The organism is Sorangium sp. So ce145 (assembly GCF_051525985.1).
Classification (GTDB): domain Bacteria; phylum Myxococcota_A; class Polyangia; order Polyangiales; family Polyangiaceae; genus Sorangium; species Sorangium cellulosum_B.
The window spans coordinates 844739-867982 of the sequence record NZ_CP150315.1; the positions used below are offsets into that span (position 1 = coordinate 844739).

18 protein-coding genes are annotated in these 23244 nt (G+C 73.0%); 9 read left to right on the forward strand and 9 right to left on the reverse strand.

Translation table 11 applies throughout. The features are described 5' to 3' along the window. Window positions 1–9: 9 nt before the first annotated feature. From WMF34_RS03130 to WMF34_RS03140, 3 genes are all read right to left on the reverse strand, one after another. On the reverse strand, window positions 10–936 hold the full coding sequence (locus WMF34_RS03130) for a glutamate--tRNA ligase family protein (RefSeq protein ID WP_437992368.1): 927 nt from the start codon (window positions 934–936) through the stop codon (window positions 10–12). A 67-nt stretch (window positions 937–1003) separates the two neighbouring features. Further along, window positions 1004–2800, reverse strand: a complete 1797-nt coding sequence (locus tag WMF34_RS03135) for a glutamate--tRNA ligase (RefSeq protein WP_437992369.1) — start codon at window positions 2798–2800, stop codon at window positions 1004–1006. A 157-nt stretch (window positions 2801–2957) separates the two neighbouring features. Next, a complete protein-coding gene (locus WMF34_RS03140) occupies window positions 2958–4712 on the reverse strand; it encodes an adenylate/guanylate cyclase domain-containing protein (protein WP_437992370.1) in 1755 nt (584 codons plus the stop codon). A 445-nt stretch (window positions 4713–5157) separates the two neighbouring features. Between WMF34_RS03140 and WMF34_RS03145 the strand changes: the two genes are divergently transcribed. After that, window positions 5158–5856 (forward strand): hypothetical protein, encoded by a 699-nt coding sequence (locus WMF34_RS03145; RefSeq protein ID WP_437992371.1) that lies wholly within the window; start codon window positions 5158–5160, stop codon window positions 5854–5856. Between the two features lie 232 nt (window positions 5857–6088). On the opposite strand, the gene WMF34_RS03150 is transcribed toward WMF34_RS03145, so the two are convergent. Together WMF34_RS03150 and WMF34_RS03155 are read right to left on the reverse strand one after the other, a co-directional pair. Continuing rightward, window positions 6089–6469, reverse strand: a complete 381-nt coding sequence (locus WMF34_RS03150; protein ID WP_044967738.1) for an Hsp20/alpha crystallin family protein — start codon at window positions 6467–6469, stop codon at window positions 6089–6091. Between the two features lie 100 nt (window positions 6470–6569). Next, window positions 6570–7034 (reverse strand): Hsp20/alpha crystallin family protein, encoded by a 465-nt coding sequence (locus tag WMF34_RS03155; RefSeq protein ID WP_437992372.1) that lies wholly within the window; start codon window positions 7032–7034, stop codon window positions 6570–6572. A 455-nt stretch (window positions 7035–7489) separates the two neighbouring features. On the opposite strand from WMF34_RS03155, the gene WMF34_RS03160 reads away from it, so the two are divergent. Continuing rightward, window positions 7490–8071: a YtfJ family protein gene (locus tag WMF34_RS03160; protein ID WP_437992373.1), complete on the forward strand. Its 582-nt coding sequence runs from the start codon at window positions 7490–7492 to the stop codon at window positions 8069–8071. A 34-nt stretch (window positions 8072–8105) separates the two neighbouring features. Here the strand turns inward: WMF34_RS03160 and WMF34_RS03165 are convergent, their stop codons facing one another. Further along, window positions 8106–9020 carry a MerR family transcriptional regulator gene (locus WMF34_RS03165; RefSeq protein WP_437992374.1) on the reverse strand — a complete coding sequence of 305 codons (915 nt, stop codon included), beginning with the start codon at window positions 9018–9020 and terminating at the stop codon, window positions 8106–8108. Window positions 9021–9206: 186 nt separating this feature from the next. Between WMF34_RS03165 and crtI the strand changes: the two genes are divergently transcribed. The 3 genes from crtI to WMF34_RS03180 all read left to right on the forward strand — a co-directional run bounded on the left by crtI (window position 9207) and on the right by WMF34_RS03180 (window position 13287). Beyond that, window positions 9207–10814, forward strand: a complete 1608-nt coding sequence (crtI, locus tag WMF34_RS03170) for a phytoene desaturase family protein (protein WP_437992375.1) — start codon at window positions 9207–9209, stop codon at window positions 10812–10814. Then, on the forward strand, window positions 10795–11751 hold the full coding sequence (locus tag WMF34_RS03175; protein ID WP_437992376.1) for a phytoene/squalene synthase family protein: 957 nt from the start codon (window positions 10795–10797) through the stop codon (window positions 11749–11751). The genes crtI and WMF34_RS03175 overlap by 20 nt, the downstream gene beginning before the upstream one ends. Window positions 11752–11817: 66 nt before the next feature. Continuing rightward, entirely contained in the window at window positions 11818–13287 is a 1470-nt protein-coding gene (locus WMF34_RS03180; RefSeq protein WP_437992377.1) for a lycopene cyclase, read from the forward strand. Window positions 13288–13310: 23 nt separating this feature from the next. Here the strand turns inward: WMF34_RS03180 and WMF34_RS03185 are convergent, their stop codons facing one another. From WMF34_RS03185 to crtD, 3 genes are read right to left on the reverse strand one after another with little or no spacing between them, the layout of a single operon-like run. Then, window positions 13311–13802: a beta-carotene hydroxylase gene (locus tag WMF34_RS03185; protein WP_437992378.1), complete on the reverse strand. Its 492-nt coding sequence runs from the start codon at window positions 13800–13802 to the stop codon at window positions 13311–13313. Beyond that, window positions 13799–14683 carry a carotenoid 1,2-hydratase gene (locus WMF34_RS03190; protein ID WP_437992379.1) on the reverse strand — a complete coding sequence of 295 codons (885 nt, stop codon included), beginning with the start codon at window positions 14681–14683 and terminating at the stop codon, window positions 13799–13801. Before WMF34_RS03190 ends, WMF34_RS03185 begins: the two co-directional genes overlap by 4 nt. Continuing rightward, window positions 14680–16257, reverse strand: coding sequence for a 1-hydroxycarotenoid 3,4-desaturase CrtD (gene crtD, locus WMF34_RS03195; RefSeq protein ID WP_437992380.1), 1578 nt, complete (start codon window positions 16255–16257; stop codon window positions 14680–14682). Before crtD ends, WMF34_RS03190 begins: the two co-directional genes overlap by 4 nt. Window positions 16258–16355: 98 nt before the next feature. Between crtD and WMF34_RS03200 the strand changes: the two genes are divergently transcribed. From WMF34_RS03200 to WMF34_RS03215, 4 genes are all read left to right on the forward strand, one after another. Further along, window positions 16356–17267, forward strand: coding sequence for a polyprenyl synthetase family protein (locus WMF34_RS03200; RefSeq protein WP_012233221.1), 912 nt, complete (start codon window positions 16356–16358; stop codon window positions 17265–17267). Between the two features lie 433 nt (window positions 17268–17700). Then, on the forward strand, window positions 17701–19467 hold the full coding sequence (locus tag WMF34_RS03205) for an acyl-CoA dehydrogenase family protein (RefSeq protein ID WP_012233222.1): 1767 nt from the start codon (window positions 17701–17703) through the stop codon (window positions 19465–19467). 292 nt (window positions 19468–19759) lie between these two features. Further along, window positions 19760–20848 (forward strand): MaoC family dehydratase, encoded by a 1089-nt coding sequence (locus WMF34_RS03210; protein ID WP_012233223.1) that lies wholly within the window; start codon window positions 19760–19762, stop codon window positions 20846–20848. A 255-nt stretch (window positions 20849–21103) separates the two neighbouring features. Continuing rightward, window positions 21104–23239, forward strand: coding sequence for an ATP-binding protein (locus WMF34_RS03215; protein WP_012233224.1), 2136 nt, complete (start codon window positions 21104–21106; stop codon window positions 23237–23239). The last annotated feature ends 5 nt before the right edge of the window (window positions 23240–23244 follow it).

Here is a 23244-nt window from a genome sequence, read left to right on the forward strand (position 1 = left end):
ACGCGCCGCTCAGGGCCCGCTCGCCGTCAGCGTGAGCGAGCCGTCGCGGAGGCTCACGACGCGGTCCGCGGTCGCGACGCGCGACCAGTCGAACTCGCGGAGCAGCTCCGCCGGCGTGCAGGGATCGGGGCGATCCCGCAGGCCGACGCAGCAGGCGAGCGCGCCGGTGAGCGCGGGCGCGCTCCGGGCGAGCGCCGCCCCGCGCGCCGCGCCGTGCGTCTTCGCCAGCTTGCCGCCGCGCTCCTCCAAGAGGAGCAGGTGGTGCCGGTAGACCGGGGCTGGCAGCCCGAGCAGCGCCTGGAGCGCCGCCTGCGTCGCGGTGCTCGGCGCGATGTCGCGCCCCCGGACGACGCGCGTGACGCCCGCCGCGCCGTCGTCGACCACCACCGCCAGCTGGTAGGAGAAGGCGCCGTCGCGCCGGCGAACCACGGGATCGCCCATCGCGAGCGCGGGCTCCTGCGACAGGTCGAGCCCGCCCTCGTCCAGGGGCCGGAACACGCCGTCCGGCAGCCGCGCCCGGATCGGCTCCACGCTCGCGCGCCACCCGCCGGGCGGCAGCGCGCGGCCGCGCGCGCGGTTGTCGTAGGCGAAGCCGCCGTCCGGGGCGCGCCGGCCGATCGCGCGCACCTCCTCGCGCGTCGCGGAGCAGGGGTACAGCGCGCCGAGCGCCTCGAGCCGGTCCATCGCCGCCTCGTGGTGCGCCCTCCGCGCGTGCTGCTCGACGCGCTCGTCGAAATCGAGCCCGAGCCACGCGAGATCCTCCTCGATCGCGCGCGCGAACTCGGGCCGGCAGCGGTCGGGATCGAGGTCCTCCAGCCGGAGGACCAGCCGCGCGCCCCGCGACCGCGCGTCCAGCCAGCAGAGCAGCGCCGCGGCGAGCGTGCCGAGGTGGGCGGGCCCGGTGGTCGACGGGGCGAACCGGCACACCTCGCTCATCGCTCTTCCTCCTGCCGCTGCCGGCCGCGCCCTCGTCGCGCGGCCCGCGGGCCCGTCACGCCGCGCCTCAGAGGAAGCGCGCGATGCGCGCCCGCACGCGCGGCTCGCCCAGCACCGCCATGACCTCGGTCAGATCAGGGCTGTTCCTCGTCCCGCAGACCGCGACCCGGAGGAGCATCGAGACGTCGCCGACATGGCCCTTCCACGACTCGGGAGAGGCCTTGTACTGCTTCACCTCGCCTGCGTAGCCCGAGGCCACCGCGATCTGCCGGATCTTCTCGAACCACGCCTCCTTCGAGTCGGCCGGGTCGAACGTGTCGAGCATCTGCCGGAGCAGCGGCTGGCGATCGCCCTCCGGGACGTTCTCGGGGAAATCGAGCGCGTCGACGCGGTCGTAGAGCTCGTCGTAGAAGAAGAAGAGCTGGGGCCGCAGGTCGGGCCACGTGGTGATGCGCTTGTTCGACTTCTTGCCGCCGCGCTCGATGCCGAGCGCGCGCTTCGTGTACTCCGGATCTCGCTCCATCAGCGCGGCGAGCTCCTTGTCGTGCTCCCTGGCCCAGTCGAGGCCCTGGGCATAGACGTCCTCGGCGCTCATCCGGCTCACGACCGCCTGGCTCACGCTCTTCAGCTTCACCATGTCGCTCAGCGCGCCGCCGGGGGCGAGCTTGTTGAGCTTGAGGGGGAAGGCGGAGTAGGGCTTGTCGGGGTTCGCCTTGCGCCAGTCCTCGAACGCGGAGTTGGCGATGTTGAGGAGGTACTCGATGGTGCCTGTCTCGGGGACGCCGATCTCCCGGTAATAGGCGATGTTCGCCTCGGGGTCCTTGCGCTTGCTCAGCTTGCGCCGCGCGTCCGAGACCTTCGTCTCGCCCGTCTCCGGGTCGACCTCCTCCACGCGATCGAGCTTCTGGATCGGCGGGACGTGGGCGTACTCGACCGGCCTGAAGCCGAGCGTGCGGAAGAGCTGCAGGTGGAGCGGCATCGACGAGATCCACTCGTCGCCTCGGATCACGTGCGTCGTGCGCATCAGGTGATCGTCGATCGCGTGGGCGAAGTGGTACGTCGGGATGCCGTCCGACTTGAGGAGGATGGTGTCGAGATCGTTGACGGGCATCGAGATGACGCCCTTCACGCCGTCCTTCCACTCGACGCGGCCGGAGACGTCGTCCGGGGCGCGCAGCCGGAGCACGAACGGGGTGCCGCCCGCGAGCGCCTCCTTCACCCGGGCGAGCGGCGCGTCGCGCCACTTCGCCCACCGGCCGTGGACCCCGGGCTTCACCGTGAGGGCCATCTGCTCCTGCCGGATGGCGTCGAGCTCCTCGACCGTGCAGAAGCAGGGGTAGGCGAAGCCGCGGCGGATGAGATCGATCGCGTAATCCCGGTAGATCTCGACCCGCTCGGTCTGGATATAGGGGCCGTAGCTGCCCTGCTGCACGAACTCGCCTCGCGACGACGGGTCTCCGTCCTTCGCCGGCGCGCGGAGCACGCCCTCCTGAGGGGAGAGATCGAAGCGCGCGAGGGAGTCGACGATGGTGTCGAGCGCGCCGGGGATGGCGCGCTTCACGTCGGTGTCCTCGAGGCGGAGGTAGAAGACGCCCTCGCTCTGGAGCGACAGCCGCTTGTTGATGAGCGACACGAAGATGCCGCCAATGTGCATGAACCCGGTCGGGCTCGGCGCGTAGCGGGTGACCATCGCGCCTTTGGGCAGCGCGCGCCGGGGATAGCGCGCCTCGTACTCCTCGGGCCGCCTGGCCGACGCCGCGGCGTCGCCGAAGAGGAGGCGCACGAGCTCGTCGCGGTCCTCTCCGGGGCCCGGTTCGCGGACGGTGACGGGAAGCGTCGTCTCGTTCGGGGCCTGCTTGTCCATGAGGGCGCGTCGCTCCTGGTCTGACATCGGGCGGGCAGCCATTGCACGCCCGCCTGGCCTTGTCAATCGGCCGGGGGCCCCGTCAATCGCTCGGGGGCCTGTCAATCGCGGGGTAACGCGCGGGGTAACGAGCGCGGACGAGCGCCGGCGCGCCGCGCTACTGCGGTGTGTTCTCGCCGATGAGCCAATAGGTCTTCATCGCGCCCTTGCCCTTGATCGCCACGAGGCCCCGCTCCTCGAGGAGGAAATCTCGCGCGAGCAGGGAATAGCTCGCCTCGCTCACCTGGATCCGGCCGGGCTCTCCGCTCGATTCCATGCGGCTCGCCACGTTGACCGCGTCGCCCCAGAGATCGTAGCTGAACTTCTTCTTGCCGATCACGCCGGCGATGACAGGCCCGGTGTTGATGCCGATCCTGAGCTGGAACGGCTCGCCGTCGTCGCCGACGAACTGGCGCACGGTGTGCGTCATGGCGATCGCCATCCGCGCGATGGCCCTCGCGTGATCGGGGCGCTGCGCCGGCAGCCCGCCGACGACCATATAGGCGTCTCCTATGGTCTTGATCTTCTCCAGGCCGTGCTGCTCGGCGAGCTGATCGAACGAGGAGAACATCCGGTTGAGCAGGCCGACGAGCTCCGCCGGGGGGAGCCGCGCGGCGAGCGGGGTGAAGCCCGCGATGTCCGCGAAGAGGACGGTCACCTCCTCGAAGTGCTCGGCGATGAGCTGCTCCTGCTCCTTCAGCTGATCGGCGATCGTCCTCGGCAGGATGTTGAGGAGGAGCCGGTCCGAGCGCTCGTGAGCTTGCTCGGCCGCCGCCTTGGCCTGCTCGAGCGCCGCCTTCTGCTGGCTCTGCCGCCGCGCGTTCGCCTCCAGGGCCGAGAGCATGCCGTTGATCGAGCCGGTGAGGCGCGAAAGCTCGTCGGTGCCCGGCATCGCGACCCGCGCCGAGAGGTCGCCGACGCCGCCGATCTCCGTGACCTCCCGGCTGAGGCGGGCGAGCCGGTACAGCACCAGCTTCTCCAGGAGCAGCAGCGTGACGCCGCCGAAGACCAGGCCCACGACCACGGTCACGAGCACGAGATAACGCAGTGTGTCATGGCCCATCCTGAGGATGGCCCGGTCGTTGTCCACGCGCACGAGCAGCGCCGGCTTGCCGTCGATGTCGTTGAGGACGGTGTATCCGGCGATCCTGTCGCCGCCGAGCGGGTGGACGAGGATCGGGTCGCGGTCGGACAGGGCGGCGCGCGCCTCGCGGAAGTCGTCGGGCAGCTGGGGATCGTCGAGGCGGTGCACGGCGAGCGAGAGGCCGGCGGGCTCGGTGAGGCGCTTGATCTCGGCGTCGGTCAAGAAGCGCCCGAACGTGACGGTGCCGGCGACCGGTCCGCGGCCTGAGCTGCCGACGCTCGGCTGGGAGCAGAGGAGCATCGGCCCGTCCGGGAGGAGGACGATGCCGCCTCGGACGGCGCTGCTGGGCGCGTCCCGCCCGAAGAGGAGATCGCCGACGCGGAGCCGCTCGGCGATGCCGCGCGGCAGGGGGGCCCAGCTCTTCGTGGCGTGGTCGTAGCCGGTGCTGTACACGGGGGTTCCGTCTGCGCCGGCGAAGACCGCGAGATCGATCCGGGCGATGTCGAAGAGCTGGGCGACGAGGTTCGAGCGGACGAACTCTTGATTGCCGTCCTGTACGAACGCGTAGGCGTCATCCCACTGGCTCCAGTCGGTCCAGCGCGCGTTGAAGTCGCTGCTGGCCTGGCGGAAGAGGTTGAGCGCCACCTGCACGGTACGGCGGGTGTCCTGCGCCTCGGCGGCCATCGAGTTGGCGAGGAGCGCCCTCGAGGACACGCCGTACAAGGCAAAGCTGAGCCCGAGCAGCGTGGCGGCGATCGCCAGCAGCGTCTTCGCGCGCAGTGAGAGCAAGGCGTCGAGGGCGGGCTTCAGCGGCGCCGAGACTACCGAAATGCGGGACGTCGCGGAAGCGCGCCGACACCAGCCGGGACGGCGCGGGCCCGTGGCCGTGGCGGGCGGGAGCGGGAGCGCGGCGGCGTGGTGCGGCGCGGTGCCCCTGGCCCGGCCCGGGCCGCGCTCGTGTGGAGGGGTCATCGGGGCGGGCCAGGCGGCGCGGTTTCATTCTCGTTCTACGACGACACGCGAGGCATCGAGTTCCAGATGTGTATCGTGGACGTTCCCGCCCGTCGTTTCGGGCCGAGTCCTCATCGATGTTCGCGGAAATTCAGGTTCGTAGTAATGAAAACAACTTGAACGGTTGTCGCCGTTTCCGGCGGTGATGAACGACGCTACGGTATCTCACGTTGCCTCGTGGCTTCCTTGGACCGCTGTCGCGAGAGCAGATAGAATGCGTGCAATGCACACGCCCGGCCGGCTGCTTGTCGTTCCTGCGGTCCTTCTCACCCTCGCCGCGTGCGCCAACGGCACCGACGATCTGTTGCCCGGCTATTACGAGGAGCAGGCCGGCGGAGGCGGACTCGGCGGTGATGGCGGCGCCGGAGGGGAAGACCTGTCCGTGAGTTCGAGCTCTAGCTCGAGCGTGAGCGTCGGCTCCACCGGGGCCGGCGGCGTTGAGGGCGAGGGCGAGAGCAACGAAGGCGGTGGGGGCGACGGCGGTGGTGGGGGAGCGGTGGTCGAGTGCGACTATGCGGCGCCGAACACGTGCACTGGAGCAGAGGATCTCGGCGAGATCTCGGGCGATGACGGCGGCGACTCGGTAACGCTGACGGAGAGGGGGACAACGTCGAAGTGGTTCAAGGTCTACGTCGTCGACAAGTTCAACGTTCCTGGCTCCGAGGTCTTCAAGGCCACGCTCACCTCTCCGCCGGGGATGAACTTCGATCTGATAGTATATCCGGGAGAACTTGAAGTCGATGCCCCGGACTGCTTCGCGTCCGGCGTGAGAGGGCAAGGCACACCTGAATCGTTCACGACCACTTGGAACGATCGCGCCGGTCCCGACGATCACCTCTGGTTCGCCATCGAGGTCCGACACGTCGAGGGTACCGCGTGCGGGAGCGAGGCCACCTGGACACTGACGGTCAAAGGCTATTGATCCACCACCAGATCCTTGAGCCTGCGCGCACAGCGATGCAGCATGAAGATATCGCGCCACGTTACACGCCGGTCCTCGGTGATGTGGTGACTCCAAGCTGCGCACGCTACACGTCAGCGCCCCCTCGTCTCGACTTCGTAGGCGCGAAAGGCACCGCGCGCCGCCCCGGCGCCGCCCCGGAGGGGGCCGTCGGTGATCGGCGACACGGTGCCTCGATACCTGGCACACCGCCTCAGCTCGCGCTGATCGGGATCTGACGCGGCTTGAGCGACGCGCTCTTCGGCAGGTGGATCCGCAGGACGCCCGCCCGCAGATCCGCGGAGATCTTCTCGGAATCGATGCCCTGCGGGACCACGAAGCTGCGGCGGAAGTCCGGCAGGCCTTCGACGCCCTGCTCCCGCTCGGCCGCCTCGGTCCGCCGGCCCTCGAACGTGAGCTCCCCCTTCTCCACGCGGACCGCCAGGCGATCCTGCGTCACGCCCGGGAGATCGGCCACGACCAGGAGCTCCTCGGCGCTCTCGTAGATGTCGACCGCCGGCGCCACGGCGGGGCGCTGCTGGATCTTCTCGGGGTTGCTCTCGGCACGGTGGGTCAAGCTGCGATCGGTGCTCATGTTCATCGCTCCTTCCTCGGGACACGCCAGATCCGCTCGTCGCAGATCGTCGCTCTCCTCTTCTTCGTTCCTCTTCTTCGTTCTTCAGCTACCGGCTCCCTCAGCGGGCCGTCACCGCGATCTGACGCGGCTGCGCCTCGGCGGCCTTGTTCAGCGTGAGCGTCAGCACGCCGTTCTTCAGCACGGCGGTCGTCTTCTCCGGATCGACCTTGCTCGGCAGCGTGAAGCTCCGGCTGAAGCGCACCGCGCCCCGCTCCTTGCGGTGGACGAGGTAGCCCTCCGGCGTATCCGACTTGCGCTCGCCGCTCACCGTCAGGACGTCCTGATTCAGCGAGATCTGGACATCCTTCTCCGTCAGACCCGGAACATCGGCCTTGACGACAAGGGCGCTCCCCGTGTCGAACAGGTAGACGCGCGGACCACCCACGTACCGGGACGTCTGGTCGAAGTCACCGCGGAGCGACGCGCGGGGCGCGTCCGCCTCCTCGAACACCCAATCGAGGCGCCGGCGAAGCTCATCCATCATGGCAAACGCGCGATCGAAATCCGTGGTTCGGTGCAGCATGGTCAATCCTCCATGACCGCCGCGCGCGGCGCGCGCCGGGGCTCCGCCCGCGGCGCCGTCAACCTGCTCGCGACGGCCGATTTGTTGTAGCGTTACGGGACCTTGGCTCCGAGAGCCGGTCTCTTCGCACCGCCCAATCTTTGCACGGCACGTGGGGTGTCAAGAGCACGGCGCGCCGTCGTCCCCCCGAGGCAGATCGGCGGGAGTGGCGATGGCAACCGGACTCGTCCGACCGAAAGGAAAGGCGGGCGAGCGCGACCTCTCCGGCTCTCCGGAGCCGATCCATGCGGCTCCCGGCGGCTACCGCCCCGCGGGCTGAGCCACGCCGGCGCCCGGTAGAGCCAGCCACGCCGGCGCCCGGTAGAGCCAGCCACGCCGGCGCCCGCCGGAGCAGCCGCCTCGAACACCTCGAACAGCCCTGGGAGCGCATCCCGGAAAGCGCTAGAAACCCGGACATGCAGCCCTGCCCGCCCGCCTCCCGCCCCCGCGGCGTCCTCGCCGCCCGCCTCCGCTCGGTCTCCTCTGCGGCGGCGCTGTCCCTGGCGCTGATCTCGGGCGCCGCGCTGGCGCTGCCCTCGGAGGGGGACCGGGCGCCGAACGCCCGCATCGAGGACGCGGACGGCCGCGCGCTCCAGCTCAAGGCGCTTCAAGGCAAGCCGATCCTCATCGTCTACGAGGACAAGGACTCGAAGACCCAGAACCAGGCGCTCAAGGACGCGCTGGCGAAGCTCACGAAGGGCGACCGCTACCGGCGAGGCATCGCCGTCGCCGCGATCGCCGACGTCAGCTCGTACGACTTCTGGCCGGCGAGAGGCTTCGTGAAGGACGCCATCCGGGAGGAGTCGAAGAAGGTCGGCGGGACCATCTATTGCGACTGGGACGGCTCCTTCCGCACGGCCTACAAGCTCCGCCGCGGCGTCAGCAACGTCGTCGTGGTCGGCAAGAACGGCCACGTGCTCTTCGCGGCCGAGGGCGCCCTCAAGCCGGAGTCGCAGAGCAGGGTCCTCGAGCTGCTCCGCAAGGAAGTCGAGGGCTGACCGCAACGAACGCCCCGGCCGGCGGGGCGCGCGCTCAGCGCCCGTCCTTGCGGCGCCGCCGCGCGTGCAGCGCGGACTCGACCTGCGCGCGGATCTCCGCCGCCTCCGCGGCCGCCACGAGGCCGCCGCGCGCCTCGATGAAGGGCCGGAGCGCCCCGGCGCCCGCGCCGCCCACGATCCACGGCACGCCCCGGCACGCGTCCGCGTAGGCGTCGATGAGCTCGCGCGCCGACGGCGGGAGCGGCGGGATCGCGACCGTCAGCGCGACGAGGTCCGGCGCGAGCGCCTCGACCGCCCGCGCGATCGCGGCGGGCGGCGTCCTCGCGCCGAGCACGACGGAGCGGAAGCCCCACGAGCAGAAGCGCAGGCCGATGCCGAACAGCCCGAGCACGTGATCCTCGTCGGCGAAGGCCGCGAGCAGCACGCGCCGCCCGCTCTCGCCAGGCTGCGCGAGCCGAAGGAGGTGCAGCAGCGTCGCGCCGAGGACCTGCGAGGCGAGGTGCTCCTGTGCGACCGTGATCTTCCCCGCGTGCCAGAGATCGCCGATGCGCTCGAGCGCCGGGCCGAGCGCGCGCTCGAAGATCGTCACCGCCGGGCCGAGCGAGAGGGCCCGGTTCACCTCGGCCTCGAGGCCGTCGGGATCGAACCGGACCGCGGCGTCGACGATGCGCTCGCTCGCCCCGGCGAACGCGTCGCCGCCGCTCATGCCCACCGGCGCCCGCGGCCCCGCGGCCTCGAGCACCATGCGCGCCGCCTCGGCCGCGGCGATCCCGCCGTTCACGTGGTCGCGCATCTTCTTGATCACCGCCACATCGTCGTCGCTGTACAGGCGATACGCCGACGCCGTGCGCGCGGGCGACGGCACGCCATAACGGCGCTCCCACGCGCGCAGCGTCGCCGAGGACACGCCACACATCTCCGAGACGACATGGATTCTGTAGCGGCTCAACTGGATAAACCTTGCTAGGACCCGCCGAGCCGCGGCCGTCCGCGCCGGCCCGGCGCACCGGGATGCATCGGAACGGCGGGCAGCGAGGCCCAGAAAGACCCCCTCCTGCCGACGTCATTCGCCTCAGTCATTCGCCTCAGTCATTCGCCTTTGTCAAAGGCTAGGACAAACATTATACTGCGCGTCATGCAAAACACCAGCGCTTCGGCGCAGGATCCGGCGCATCCGGCGAGGCCTGACGCCTCGCCGGGCGACGAGGTGGCCGCTCCCCCGCGAGCGGCGCGCGCGTCCGGCGTCCTCCGTGGAGCGCGCGCGCCGCGCGCCGTCGTGATCGGCAGCGGCTTCGGGGGCCTCGCGGCGGCCGTGCGGCTCGGGGTGCGGGGCTACGACGTCACGGTCGTCGAGAAGCTCGACCAGCCGGGCGGGCGCGCGTACGTCCACCGCCAGGACGGGTTCACCTTCGACGCGGGGCCTACCGTCATCACGGCGCCGTTCCTCCTGGAAGAGCTCTGGCAGCTCTGCGGCCGGAAGATGGCCGACGACATCGACATGCGGCCCGTGGCGCCGTTCTACCGGATCCGGTTCCACGACGGCGCGACGTTCGACTACACGGGCGACGCCGCCGCGATGCGCGCCGAGGTCGCGCGCCTCTCGCCCGGGGACGTCGAGGGGTACGAGCGCTTCGTCCGGCGGAGCGAGGCGATCTTCCGCGTCGGGTTCGAGGAGCTCGCGCACGTGCCGTTCGGGTCGTGGATGGACATGGCGCGCATCGTGCCGGACATGGTGCGGCTCGAGAGCTATCGCACGGTGTACGGCCTCGTCGCGAAGCACGTGAAGGACGACCGCCTGCGCCAGGTGCTGAGCTTCCATCCGCTGCTCGTGGGCGGGAACCCGTTCTCGACGACCTCGATCTACAGCCTGATCGCGTTCCTCGAGCGCAACTGGGGCGTCCACTTCCCGATCGGCGGCACGGGCGCCCTGGTGAAGGGGCTCGTGTCGCTCATCGAGGGGCTCGGCGGCTCGGTGCGGTGCGGCGCCGAGGTGCGGCGCATCTCCGTGGAGGGCGGCCGCGCCCGGGGCGTGGAGCTCGCGTCGGGGGAGCGGCTCGCCGCCGACATCGTCGTCTCGAACGCGGACTCGGCGTGGACCTACCGGCACCTCGTGCCCCCCGAGGCGCGGAAGCGCTGGACCGACCGGCGCATCGAGCGGCAGCGCTACTCGATGAGCCTCTTCGTGTGGTACTTCGGCACGCGCCGGCAGTACCCGGACGTCGCTCACCACACGATCCTCCTCGGCCCGCGGTACAGGCCGCTGCTCGAGGACATCTTCGAGAAGCACGTGCTCGCCGACGACTTCAGCCTGTACCTGCACCGCCCGACCGCGACCGATCCGGCGCTCGCCCCGCCGGGCTGCGACGCGTTCTACGTGCTGTCCCCGGTGCCGAACCTGCTCAGCGGCACCGACTGGCCAAGGGTCCAGGAGCGGTACCGGCGCTCCATCGCGGCGCTGCTCGAGGCGACGCTCCTGCCGGGGCTCGAGGGCGCGCTGGCGAGCTCGCGGCTCCTCACGCCGCAGGACTTCCAGGACCGGCTGCTGTCGTTCCGGGGCGCGGCGTTCGGGCCGGAGCCGGTGCTCGCGCAGAGCGCCTTCTTCCGGCCCCACAACGCGAGCGAGGACGTCGAGCGCCTCTACCTCGTCGGGGCAGGCACGCACCCGGGCGCCGGTCTGCCCGGGGTGCTCTCGTCGGCCCGCGTGCTGGATCGGGTGGTCCCGGATGCATCGAAGCTCGCCTGAGGCGTCGGCGGCGGACTTCGCCGCGTGCAGGGACCTCCTGCGCAAGGGGTCGAAGAGCTTCGCCGCGGCGGCGCTCCTCCTGCCCGCGCGGGTGAGGGAGCCGGCGGCGGCGTTCTACGCGTTCTGCAGGGTCGCCGACGACGCGGTCGACGAGCTCGGGGAGCACGCGCCGCCGGCCGCGGCCGCGGCCGCTGTCGCGGCGCTGCGGGAGCGGCTCGCGCGCGCCGCGGAGGGCAGGCCGGACGACAGCCCGGTCGATCGCGCGCTCGCCCACGTGATGGCGGAGCACGGGCTGCCGCGCGCGTTCATCGAGGCGCTGCTCGAGGGGTTCGCGTGGGACGCGGAGGGGCGCCGCTACGAGACGCTCTCGGACCTGAACGCCTACGCGGCGCGCGTCGCGGGCACCGTGGGCGCGACGATGTCGACGCTCATGGGGGCGCGGGGGCCCGACGCGCTCGCGCGGGCGTGCGACCTGGGCGTCGCCATGCAGCTCACGAACATCGCGCGCGACGTGGGCGAGGACGCGCGGCGCGGGCGGATCTACCTGCCGCTCGCCTGGATGCGGGAGGCCGGGATCGCGCCGGACGGGTGGCTCGCGCGGCCGGTGTTCGACGACCGGCTGGGGCGGCTCGTGGCGCGGCTGCTCGCCGAGGCGGAGGCGCTCTATCTCCGCGCGGGCGCCGGCATCCCGATGCTGCCGCGCGACTGCCGCCCCGCGATCCAGGCGGCGCGGCTCATCTACGCCGACATCGGGCGGGTCATCGCGCGCCGCGGCTTCGACTCGGTGTCGACGCGCGCCGTGGTGTCGCCGGGCCGCAAGGCGTGGCTCGTGCTGCGGGCGCTGCTCCGCAGGTCCGTCGCGCCCGCGGAGGCCCGCGCGCACGGCGCGGCGCCGCCGCTCGACGAGGTCCGCTTCCTCCTGGAGGCGGCGCGATGAGCGGCGGCGCGAGCGGCGCGACACGCGCTCTGGAGGCGGCGCGATGAGCGCTCTGGTGAGAGCGCGATGAGCGCGGGCGGCGCGCCGGGCTCAGCCGCGCGGGAGATCGACGCGGCGCGGGGGCGCGTGCGCGAGGCGGGCGGCGAGGCGTTGCTCGCGCGCCTCGAGCACCTCGATGCGGTGCGGGCCGCTCCGGCGCCTCGACCGGGACCCTCGCCGCGGCCGCCGGATCGGGGCGCAACCGCCGATTACGATGTGGTCGTCGCGGGCGGCGGGCTGTCGCTCCTGCTCGCGCCGCTGCTCGCGTCGGCCGGGCTGCGCGTCGCGGTGCTCGACCGGGCGCGGATCGGCGCCGCGCACCGGGAGTGGAACGCCGGGACGGCCGAGGTGGCCGCGCTGTCGGCGTCGGGGCTCTTTACGAGGGACGAGATCGAGCGGCTCGTCATCGCCCGCTACGTCGAGGGGCTCTGCCGCTGGCACGGCGGCGGGACGTACCCGGTGCGCGGCGTGCTCGACCACGCCATCGACGCGGCGGGGCTGCTCGCCGCGGCGCGGGCCCGGGCCGAGGCGCTGGGGGTGACGCTGCTCGACGGGCACGCGCTCCTCGGGCACGCGGAGGGGCCGGACGCGGTCGCGCTCGCCGTGCCCGAGGCGCAGCCGGGCGCCGCGCCGCGCGCGCTGTCCGCGCGGCTCCTCGTCGACGCGCGCGGCGCGGCGAGCCCCTACGCGACCGCGGATCTCCTCTGCCCGACCGTCGGCGGCGTGCTCACGGGGCTCTCGGAGGGCGACGGGGAGCGGCGGATCCGGCCGGACGTCGGCGAGATCCTCGCCACCACGGAGGACGTCGAGGAGGGCAGGCAGCACCTCTGGGAGGCGTTTCCGGGGCGGCCGGGCGAGACGACGGTCTACCTCTTCTACTACGCGCGCTCCGGGGACGTCGGGCCCGGCGCGCTCCTGTCGCTCTACGCGCGGTTCTTCCGGCTCCTCTCGCGCTACAAGGAGGGCGACGCGCGCCTCGTCCGCCCGACGTTCGGCTTCATCCCCGGCTGGTCGCGGCTGTCGGCCGCGCCGCGCGCGCCGGGGCGCCGGGTGCGGCTCGTGGGGGACGCGGCGGCGCGGCACTCGCCGCTGACGTTCTGCGGCTTCGGCGCGAACGTGCGCGAGCTCGCGGCGACGGCCGCCGATCTGGCGCGGGCGGTCCGGGAGCCGGGCGCGCGGGCCACGGCGCGCGACGCGCCGGTGCACTCGGGCACCGGCGCGCTCGCGGCCCTGATGGCGAAGCCCGCCGGCGGGGCGAGGGCAGGGGAGATGAACGCGCTCCTCGACACGGCCTTCGCCGTGCTCCACGCGATGGGCAACGACGCGTACGCGGCGCTGCTGCGCGACGAGATGCAGCCGGCCGATTTCGTGAGGTTCTTGCGGGAGACGGCGGCGCGGCGGCCCGAGGTGTACCGCGAGGTCGTGAGCGCGCTGCCGCTCCGGGCCATCGGCCGCTGGGGGGCCGGGCTCGCGCGGGAGCTCTACCGCGCCCGCTAAGCCCTACCGCGCCCGCTGAAGCTCTACCGCGCCCGCTGCGTGGCGCGCTGGGCGCGGTCGCCCGCGGCGGCGCGCCGCGCGAGGACGAGGGGGCCGAGGAACAGGCCGTACGGCGGGCCGCCGGTGCCGTGGTGCACGCGGTGCGCGTCGCGGACGCGCGCGAGGTACGGGACGCGCGCGAGGCCCGAGACAGGGAGCCGCCCGTGGACGAGCCCGTCGTGGACCAGGACGTAGGCGAGGCCGAAGGCGGTCATGCCGAGGCCGAAGCCGAACGCGGCCTCGCGCAGCGGCCCCGGCGCGCCGTCGCAGCCGTAGATGATGAGCCCGGCGGCGATCGGGGCGTGGAGGAACGCGAGCGCGTCGTTCTGCTCGAAGGCGCCGCGCCGCTTCGTGTGGTGGGAGCGGTGGATGCGCCAGAGCGCGTGGTGCCAGACCTTGCCGTGAAGGAGCGCGGCCCACACCTCCATGATCGCGAAGGCGGCGAGCGCCGTGCCGATCCAGATCGCGAGCGTCATCGCGCCCTCCTCATGCGGAACGGCAAGAGGAGCTGCACCCAGGGGCTGGCGAAGCGGTCGAGCGAGAGGGCCTCGTGGACGACCGTCGCCGGCTTGCCGCCGAACGTCGCGGCCGCGAGGGAGCGCGCGTAAAACGGCGTGTCCTCGAGGGTGCGGAGGAGCCGCGGCGCGGACCCCGGGTCGGCGGCGATCTCCCGCGCCATGCCCCAGCGCGTGTCGCCGAGCGGCCGCGGGGCGAGCGGCGGGAGCTCGCGCGCGCCGCCCGCCGCGTCGAACGCGGGCGAGAGGAGCATGCGCGTGCCGTCGCGGCGCCGGACATCGTAGGTGAGGGCGATCCCGTCGGATCCGAGCGCGCGAGACCAGGTCCAGCGCTCGAAGGCGTGGTCGAGCGGCTCGTCGCCGGCGTTCGTGTCGAGGTAGGCGCTGCCGGAGAAGCGCAGCGAGGGGTGCGCCAGCTCGACCTCGGCCCGCGCGATGGGCGCGATGGGCGTCCAGCGGTGGAGCCCCCGCCCGTCCAGGGCGACGCTGTCGTGCGCGCCGTCCGCCGCGGGCCCGGGCGCGGACGGGCGGAGGCGCACCGTCCCCGAGAGCCGGGAGGGCAGAGGCGCCGTGATCTCGTCGAAGGAGACGCGGAGCTCACCCCCGGACCACTCCATCAGGCTCGGTCCGATGGCGAGCGACCGCCGCGACCGGGAGACCGCGCCTCGCGGCCGCTCGGTCAGCGCCCAGCGATCGGCCCGCGCGCCGTACAGCGCGACGTTCATCGCGCAGTGCATGAGCGGGTCCGCGGCGCCGCGCGATCGCGCCTTGGCGTAGTACGGCGAGAAGACGCTCCCGAGCATCGCGATGATCGTGATCGCGCTCTGCCCGTCGTCGCTCACCGCGTCCAGGTACCACCAGGCGTACCCGCCGCTCGGGATCTCGAGGTCGAAGCGAGGTCCTCCATCACGCTCCGCGCCGCGAGCTGGCCGCTCAGCGCCGCCATCGGCACGCCCGCCCCCGGGTGCGCGCTCCCGCCGGCGAAGTACAGGCCCGGGAGCTTCGAGCGCGAGGCCGGGCGCGCGAAGGTCGAGTTCCACCCGTGGGACACCGGCCCGTACAGCGCGCCTCCCGTCGCCGGGAACATCCGCTCGAAGTCCGCCGGCGTCGTCGCCACCGGGGAGACGCCCGTGCTCTTCAGCGAGAGGCCGAACCGCTGCAGTTGCTGGAACACGCGCTGCTCCCATTCGTGGATCTCCGTCGATGAGGGGGTGTGTTTATCACCGGTCGCAGGGGCATTGAGGATGAAGAACAGCCGCTCTCCGCCGCCCTCGGCGCCCGGGCGCGCCCCGGCCTCGGGCCCGCCGGGCTCGTGCGCCGGCGCGTCGCCGCGGTCCTCGGCGCACACGTAGACCGTGGCGTCGCGCGGGAACTCGGCGCGGTCGAACAGCGCGCGGAACTCGGCCTCGTAGTCGCGGGAGAAGAAGACGTTGTGCCGGAGGAGGGGGAAGCCGCTCACCGCGGCGACGAGCGCCCAGGTGACGGCCGAGAGCGACCGCGGCTCGCTCCCCGGCGCCTTGCGGGCGGCGCGCTCGCCGAACAGGCCCGCCCGCAGCGCCGCCGGGTCGGCGTTCAGCACGATGGCGTCGGCCTCGATGCGCTCGCCGCCCTCGAGCACGACGCCCGTCGCGCGGCCGCGGCCCTCCTCGATGGCGGCGACGTGCGCGCCGCAGCGCAGCGTCGCCCCGGCGCGGGCCGCCGCCGCGGCGAGCGCCTCGGCGACGCGGCTCATGCCGCCCTCGGGGAGCCAGAGGCCCTCGCGCTCCACGTGCGCGATGACGCTCAGCGTCGCAGGCGCGAGGTACGGCGACGAGCCGCAGTAGGTCGCATAGCGCCCGAACAGCTGCAGGAGGCGCGCGTCCGTGAAGAAGTCGCCGAGCGCGCGGTGGAGGGTGCGGTGCCCGTCGATCTTCCTCATCCCGCCGAGGCCCAGGTTGCCCGCCGTGCTCAGGATCGTCTTGAGCGTGGGCCGCTCCGCGCGCAGGAACGGCGCCTCCACCACGTCGAAGATCTCGCGCGCGTACCGGCAGAACCGGCGGTACCCGTCCGCCTCCCGCGCCCCCGCGAGCGCGCCGATCGCGTCCGCGGTGCGCTCGACGTCCGCGAAGAGGTCGAGCGTCGAGCCGTCCGGCCAGGCGTGGCGCGCGAGCGTCTCGGCCCGGCGGAGCGGCACGTGGTCCCCGAAGCGGAGCCCGAGCGACGCGAAGATCTCGTCGAAGACCCACCGCATCGTGAGCACCGTCGGGCCGACGTCGACGCGGCGGTCCCCGAGGACCGCCTCGCGTATCTTTCCGCCGACGCGCGGCGCCCGCTCGAGTAGCACCACGTCGAGCCCGCTCGAAGCCAGGAGCGCGGCCGAGGTCAGACCGCCGACACCCCCGCCGATCACCACGACGCGATCTCTCCTGTCCGCCATGGTCGGAGTGTACGCGTCGGAGGTAGTTTGTCTATACTTTGTTTAACTAATGTTCAAACTATTGACAAGCCCCTGAGGCTCGCCAAGACTCGCTCCCCATGGATTTCGATCGCCGGATCGAGCGCGTCCTCCTCGCCGCCATCGAGCCGCTCTCCTCGCCCGCGTCGCCGCCCGGGCTCCTGGCCGCGACGCAGCACGCCGTGTTCCCTGGAGGCGCCCGCATCCGGCCGCGGCTCTGCCTGGCCGTCGCTTCGGCGTACGGCGATCCCGCGCCGGAGGCCGCCGACGCGGCGGCGGCGGCGGTGGAGCTCATCCACTGCGCGTCGCTGGTCCACGACGACCTCCCCTGCTTCGACGACGCGCCGATCCGGCGCGGCCGGCCGTCCGTCCACCGGGCCTTCGGCGAGCCGATCGCGGTGCTCGCCGGCGATCAGCTCATCGTGCTCGCCTTCGAGGCGCTCGCGCGCGGCGCCTTCCACGCGATGGCGAGCGGCGTGACCGACGCGCGCAGGGCGGTCCGGTTCTTCGAGGTGCTCGGGGGCGGCGTCGGGATGCCGCAGGGGATCATCGCCGGGCAGGCGTGGGAGTCGGAGGCGAAGGTCCCGCTGTCGGCCTACCGGCGCGCGAAGACAGGCGCGCTCTTCGAGGCGGCGGCGACCCTCGGCGCGCTCTCCGCAGGCCAGGACGGGGCCGCCTGGGGCGATCTCGGGCAGCGCATCGGCGAGGCGTACCAGGTCGCGGACGACGTGCTCGATCTGGTCGGGAGGCCGGAGGACATGGGCAAGCCGGCGGGGCGCGACGGGGCGCTCGGGCGCCCGAACACGGCGCTGGAGCTCGGGCTCTCCGGCACGACCCGGCTGCTGCAGCGGCTCATCCAGGACGCGGTCGAGGCGGTGCCGCAGTGCCCACGAGCGGACGACGTGCGGTCGTGGGCGGTCGAGCTGGGGGACAGGCTCCTTCGGGTCTGCAGGGGGCCTTCGGCGGCGCTTCCGACCGTGAGCTCCATGTAACGGCTCGGGCGGCCTGACGTACGTCCGAGAGGGGCGGCCGCCGGGGGGACTCGGGACGTCTGAGACTGATGATCTGGAGTGGAGCTGGGTTGTTTGCGCGTCGCGGGACGGAACGCGTGAAGCTGACGTGAACCGACGTGAATCGACATGAACCGACGTGAAGGCGACGTGAACCGACGTGAACCGGCGTGAAGCCGACGTGAAGCCGACGTGAACCGACGTGGAGCAGATTCAGGGAGGGCCTTAATGCGCTGTCGCCTCGCGATAGTGGGGCTGCGCCCAGGCTCGACGAACGCGGTTTGGGGTGGCATCCTCGGCGGGCCTTTCCGCGTCTGCCGCGGGGAGCGTGGTTGTGGCGCGGTGTAAAGGCGCTGTGTCCTGCGTCCGGTGAAGCGTGGCGTGGGTCATGGGCCGCGAGCGGGGGGATTGGGGGATGAGGGCGATTCGGGAGCAACACGCCACGATCGTTTCTCGAAAGCTCGAGGCCGACAGTCCCGGGGGGATGCGCGAGGCGATCACCTCCGCCGAGCAGCTGGCGCGCGTCGCGCGCGGGCGCCTCCGCGACCGCGTGGTGGACGTCGGGAGCGCGGTGGGCACCGCCCTCCGGGGTGCGCCGAGGAGCGCGAGCTTCGTCCGGGCGGGCGCCGCCGTGCCGCTGCACGTGTCGCGGATGCTGCTCGATCGACACCAGGTCGCCGCCCACGCGCTCGCCCACCTCTACGCGGAGATCGAGGCCTGCCGCTCGCTCGCGAGCTGGGCCTGCGAGGCGGGCGGGGAGGCCAGGGCCGTCGCCGAGGCGCACGCAGGGGCGCTGCTCCTGTCGCTGCGCGGCGGCGTCGATCTGGGCGGCGGGGAGATCGCGCCGCTCGGCGACCTCGAGCTCCGCGACGACGAGGTCGCCAAGGCGATCGGCCACCCGGCGGTCGCGGCGTGGGCGCGTGACGCGGGCTCCGGCGTCGCCGTCGCCTCGATCGCGCGCGCGGCCGCCGAGCAGGGCCTCCCCGCCAGCGCCGGCGCGGAGGACGAGCGCATCGGCTGGATCCGGCACAACATGCGCGACTTCGTCGAGCGCCTCGTCGAGCCGCTCGCCCCCGAGATCCACCGCCGCAACGGGCTCATCCCCGAGTCGATCGTCCGCCGCATGGGGCAGTTCGGGGTGTTCCGGCTCGCCACCGCACCCGAGCACGGGGGCGACGGGCTCGGCGTGGCCGCCATGGCGACCGCCATCGAGGAGCTCGCGCGCGGCTCGCTCGGCTTCGGCGTGCTCACCATGACGGCCTCCATCGCGTCGGACCTGCTCGCCCGATCCGGCACGGACCTGCAGCGCCGGACCTGGCTAGCGCGCATCGCGAACGGCGAGGCGCGCTGCGCCCTCGCGTTCGCGGAGCCGGCGTACGGGTCGGACCTCGCGCGCGTCGTCACGCGCGCCGAGCGCCAGGCCGACGGCAGCTACCTCCTCATCGGAAAGAAGGCGTGGGTCACCGGCGCGTCCCGCGCCGACCTGGTGCTCACCCTCGCGAGGACCACGACGCCAGGAGGACAGGGGCAGCTGCCGCTCGGGCCGAGCCTCTTCGTCATCGCGAAGCGGCGCGGCGCGCCGGGCGCCGACTTCCCGGACGCCGGGATCGCCGGGACCGAGCTGCGGGCGCTCGGGCAGCGCGGCATGGGGCACTACGAGCTCCGGATCGAGGGGCTCCAGATCGGCCGCGAGGCCCTGCTCGGCGAGCGCGAGGGCGAGGGGATCGCCCAGATCCAGCGGGCGCTCGTGACCGGCCGCACCTACGCGGCCGCGTGCGGCGTGGGCGTGGCGCAGGCCGCGCTGGAGCTCGCGCTCGAGCGGGCGAAGACGCGCGTGCAGTTCGGGTCGCAGCTCATCTCCTTCCCGCGCGTGGCGCACCGGCTCGGAGGGCTCATCGCGCGCGTCGCCGCCGCGCGGCAGCTCACGCGCGCCGCGGCGCACGTGGCGGACACGGGGCAGCCGTGCGAGCTCACGTCGGCGATGGCGAAGCTCTTCTCCAGCCGCGTGGCCTGGGACGCGGCCGACGCCTGCATGCAGATCCACGGGGCGAGCGGCTACGCGGAGAGCTCGACCGCGGCGAGGCTCCTGCTCGACGCCCGCAGCCTCTTCTTCCAGCTGGGCCCGCACGAGGTGCTCGCGCAGGGCATCGCGCGCGCCCTGCTCGAAGGGCCGCTGCCCTAGAGCGGCGGTCACCCGCTTCGGATACGGGCCCATCTCGGCGTTTTCGGTGCTCAGCGCACCGGAGTGCGCTTCCGCGCCGAAAACACCGATCTGGACCCGTCTCCTGTGCGGGAGACCGCCGCTCTGAGTCGCGTGTGCCAGGGGCGGGCGAGAACCGCTCTAAGGCGCGAGCGACTGCGGCGGTCGCGAGCGGGCGGCCGGCGACGCGAGCCGGCGAGCGGGCATGTGCGCAGGGCCGCGACGCGCGCCCCGTCGTCAGCCGAGCGCGCCTGTGCCATGATCGCGCGGACCGATGGTCCGCGTCCGCTCTCCTCGCTACGGCCGCAAGCTCGACGATTTCACGGTCGGCGCGGTGTATGCCCACCCCTGGGACGTCACCGTGGACGAGGGGATGCTCGCGCTCTTCGCGGCCTCGTTCCAGGACGCGATCCCGACCTACGCCAGCCGCGTTGCGGCCCGGTCGGTGGGGCTCAGGGACAGGCCGGTGAGCCCGCTCTTGCTCCTCAACCTCGGGATCTCCTTCAGCGTGCACGACGTGAGCGAGCAGGCGATCGCGCACCTCGCGTACACCGACGTCCGGTTCCCGGCGGCCTGCTACCCGGGGGACACGCTGCGCGCGAGCTCGCTGGTCATCGGCAAGAAGCCGGTCTCGACGGGGGACAAGGGCGTCGTGCACGTCAGGACCCAGGTGGTGAACCAGGACGGGCTGCTCGTCTGCTCGTTCGAGCGCAAGGCGCTCGTGCCCCCTGGCCGCGTCGCGGAGCGCCCCGCGGACGCGCCGCACGCGGTCGCGCAGCCGGACGCGCAGCCGGCGCGCCTCCCGGAGGAGCTCGACGGCCCCCTGCCGCCGCCGGCGCGCCAGGGCGGCTTCGCCTGCGCGTGGGACGACTTCGAGGTCGGCGACGTGATCACCCACGAGGTCGGCAGGACCATCGGGGACAGCGAGCACATGCAGCTCGCGACCCTCCTGCGCAACTCCCACCCGCTGCACGTGGACGAGCAGTACTCCAGGTCGAGCTCCTTCGCGAAGACGCGGGTCGTCCACGGGGGGCTCGTGCTGTCCTGGGTGCTCGCGCTCTCGAGCCGCGACACGGCGGGGTGCGGCGTCTGGGACCTCGGCCTCGACGAGGGGGCGCACCCGAGCGGCGTGCTCGCGGGCGACACGCTGTTCGCCGCGTCGAAGGTGATCGCCAGGGAAGAGGCCAAGAGCGGCGCCGGGAGCGTCACCTTCCGGATCGTCGGCGTGAAGAACACGCCGCCGCGCGCCCTGATCGAGCAAGGCGCCGACCTGTTCACGCCCGAGCTCGGCAAGGCCGAGGGCAGGGTGAAGGAAAAGGTCGTGGAGATCACGCGAACGCTGCTCCTGCGCCGGCGGAGCTAGCGCGACAAACGGGTCAAAACCGCCAGAAAAGAGCCGAAATTCGAGCCGCCAAGCGCGCCGAGGGCGCCAAGGACTTGTTCTGTGCTTGGCGTCGTCGGCGCCTTGGCGGCTCATTTCACGCTCGATCGACGTGCTCGCTGTTCAGGGCGCGCGTGCGGCGGGGGGCCGCAGAATGAGGAGTCCCCGGCGGGCCGCCTGCGGCATACAATGGGCGGCCATGAGCACCGCTCTGCCCCAGCGAGGAACGGGACGGCCATGAGCACCGCTGGGAGCCGTGAGCTGGACGCGCTCCGCGCGCGCGTCGCCGAGCTGGAGCGGGAGCTGGCCCACGCCCGCGCGTCAGGTCGGAGCGCCGCCGCGCGAGGCCCGGACGCGCCGGCCAGAGACCCGGGCAGCGCGAGGGGCTCCGCCCTCGTCGAGCAGGCGCGGCGGCTGCTCGACGAGGGCGAGCAGGCGGCGCAGATGGGCAACTGGCTCTGGGAGCTCGGCCAGAGCAGCATCATCTGGTCGCGGCAGCTCTTCCGGATCCTGGGCCGCGATCCCGAGACGGATACGCCCTCGACGGAGACCTTCCTCGAGGCCGTCCACCCCGACGACCGGGAGCGGCTGCGCGCCGGCCTGCTGCTGGCGAACGAGACAGGAGAGGGGTCGGGCGCGATCGCGTTCCGCGTGCGCCACCGGGATGGAACGGTGCGGGAATGCCTGCTGAGCAGCCTGCCCCTCGTCGAGGGGGCGGGGCCGCCGTCGCGCTTCTTCGGCGCGGTCGTCGACCTCACCGAGCGCCGCCGCGCCGAGCAGGAGCTCCGCCGCAGCGAGCGCATGCTGAAGGAGGCGCAGCGCATCGCCCACGTGGGCAGCTGGTCCTACGACATCGCGTCGCGGACGATCCGCTGGTCCGAGGAGCTCTACCACATCCTCGGCGTCGATCCCTCGGTGCGCCCGACGTTCGAGCTCTTCGCGGGCCTCATCCACCCCGAGGATCGCCACCGGGTCTTCGGCGGCGCGGAGACCGCGTCGCCGCTCGGCATCGCGAGCCCCGTCGAGTGCCGCGTCGTGCGCCCGTCCAGCGGGGAGCTGCGCCACGTGCAGATGGCGGCGCAGCTGGTCACGGACGACGCCGGGACGATCACCGGGCTGGTCGGCACGAGCCTCGACATCACCGAGCGCCGGCGCCTCGAGGAGCAGCTCCTGCACAGCCAGAAGCTCGAGGCGATCGGGCGCCTCGCCGGCGGGGTCGCGCACGACTTCAACAACATGCTCACCGCGATCTTCGGGCACAGGGAGCTCGCGGTGCGCAAGGTGCCGGCGGCGTCGCCCGTCGCCGAGCACCTCACGCAGATCGGCACCGCCGCGGAGCGGGCCGCGGCGCTCACGCGGCAGCTGCTCGCCTTCGCGCGCAAGCAGCTGATCCAGCCGACCGTGGTCGACCCGAACGCGCTGATCTTGGGGGTCGAGCCGCTCCTCCGCCCGCTCGTGGGCGAGGACGTGGAGCTCGTCGTGCTGCCGGGGAGCCAGATCTGGCCCATCCACATCGATCGGGGGCAGTTCGAGCAGCTGCTCATGAACCTGGCCGTGAACGCGCGCGACGCGATGCCCGGCGGGGGCCGCCTGGTGATCGAGACGGCGAACAGGGCGCTCGGCGCGGGCGACGGGGGGTGGGGGCCAGAGATCGAGCCCGGCGACTACGTGGAGCTCACGGTCACGGACACCGGGCAGGGCATCGACGACGCCGTCCAGAAGTACGTGTTCGAGCCGTTCTTCACGACCAAGGAGCCGGGCAAGGGGTCGGGCCTCGGGCTCGCGACGTGCCACGGCATCGTGAAGCAGCACGGCGGCCACATCGGGTTCGCCAGCGCCCCCGGCCAGGGCACGCGCTTCACGATCTGCTTCCCGCGCGTGCGCGGCGTGCCCAGCGAGCAGCCTGCGAGGGCGACCGCGGCCGCCGTCGGGGGCGTGGAGACCGTGCTCGTCGTGGAGGACGAGGCGCAGGTGCGCGAGCTCTGCGTCGCCGCGCTGCGCTCCTTCGGCTACTCGGTCCTCGCGGCGCGGAGCGGCAAGGAGGCGATCGCGCTCGCGGCCGCCTACCCAGGCCCGATCCACCTGCTCGTGAGCGACGTGGTCCTGCCGGACGCGCGCGGCCCCGCGCTCTCGGCGATGCTCGCCCGCGCGCGCGCCCCGCTGCCCGTGCTCTACGCCTCGGGCTACACGGAGGACGCCCTCCTCCAGACCGATCTGCTCGACGGGGTCGCCCACTTCCTCGCCAAGCCGTACACGCCGACGCAGCTCGCGAAGGCGGTGCGCGCCGTGCTCGACGCGTCCGCGCAGGCGCGACGGGCGAAGGGCTCGGGCGGCGCCCCGCCGCCGGCTCCGACCGCCGAGCGCCTGCAGTGAGCGCG

Coding starts and splice junctions, on each gene's coding strand:
- WMF34_RS03215 (WP_012233224.1), top strand. CDS start 21,104: ATGAGCACCGCTGGGAGCCGTGAGCTGGACGCGCTCCGCGCGCGCGTC.
- WMF34_RS03175 (WP_437992376.1), top strand. CDS start 10,795: ATGCATCGAAGCTCGCCTGAGGCGTCGGCGGCGGACTTCGCCGCGTGC.
- WMF34_RS03160 (WP_437992373.1), top strand. CDS start 7,490: ATGCAGCCCTGCCCGCCCGCCTCCCGCCCCCGCGGCGTCCTCGCCGCC.
- WMF34_RS03205 (WP_012233222.1), top strand. CDS start 17,701: ATGAGGGCGATTCGGGAGCAACACGCCACGATCGTTTCTCGAAAGCTC.
- crtI (WP_437992375.1), top strand. CDS start 9,207: ATGCAAAACACCAGCGCTTCGGCGCAGGATCCGGCGCATCCGGCGAGG.
- crtD (WP_437992380.1), bottom strand. CDS start 16,257: ATGGCGGACAGGAGAGATCGCGTCGTGGTGATCGGCGGGGGTGTCGGC.
- WMF34_RS03135 (WP_437992369.1), bottom strand. CDS start 2,800: ATGGACAAGCAGGCCCCGAACGAGACGACGCTTCCCGTCACCGTCCGC.
- WMF34_RS03150 (WP_044967738.1), bottom strand. CDS start 6,469: ATGAGCACCGATCGCAGCTTGACCCACCGTGCCGAGAGCAACCCCGAG.
- WMF34_RS03210 (WP_012233223.1), top strand. CDS start 19,760: ATGGTCCGCGTCCGCTCTCCTCGCTACGGCCGCAAGCTCGACGATTTC.
- WMF34_RS03185 (WP_437992378.1), bottom strand. CDS start 13,802: ATGACGCTCGCGATCTGGATCGGCACGGCGCTCGCCGCCTTCGCGATC.
- WMF34_RS03155 (WP_437992372.1), bottom strand. CDS start 7,034: ATGCTGCACCGAACCACGGATTTCGATCGCGCGTTTGCCATGATGGAT.
- WMF34_RS03180 (WP_437992377.1), top strand. CDS start 11,818: ATGAGCGCGGGCGGCGCGCCGGGCTCAGCCGCGCGGGAGATCGACGCG.
- WMF34_RS03200 (WP_012233221.1), top strand. CDS start 16,356: ATGGATTTCGATCGCCGGATCGAGCGCGTCCTCCTCGCCGCCATCGAG.
- WMF34_RS03145 (WP_437992371.1), top strand. CDS start 5,158: ATGCACACGCCCGGCCGGCTGCTTGTCGTTCCTGCGGTCCTTCTCACC.
- WMF34_RS03130 (WP_437992368.1), bottom strand. CDS start 936: ATGAGCGAGGTGTGCCGGTTCGCCCCGTCGACCACCGGGCCCGCCCAC.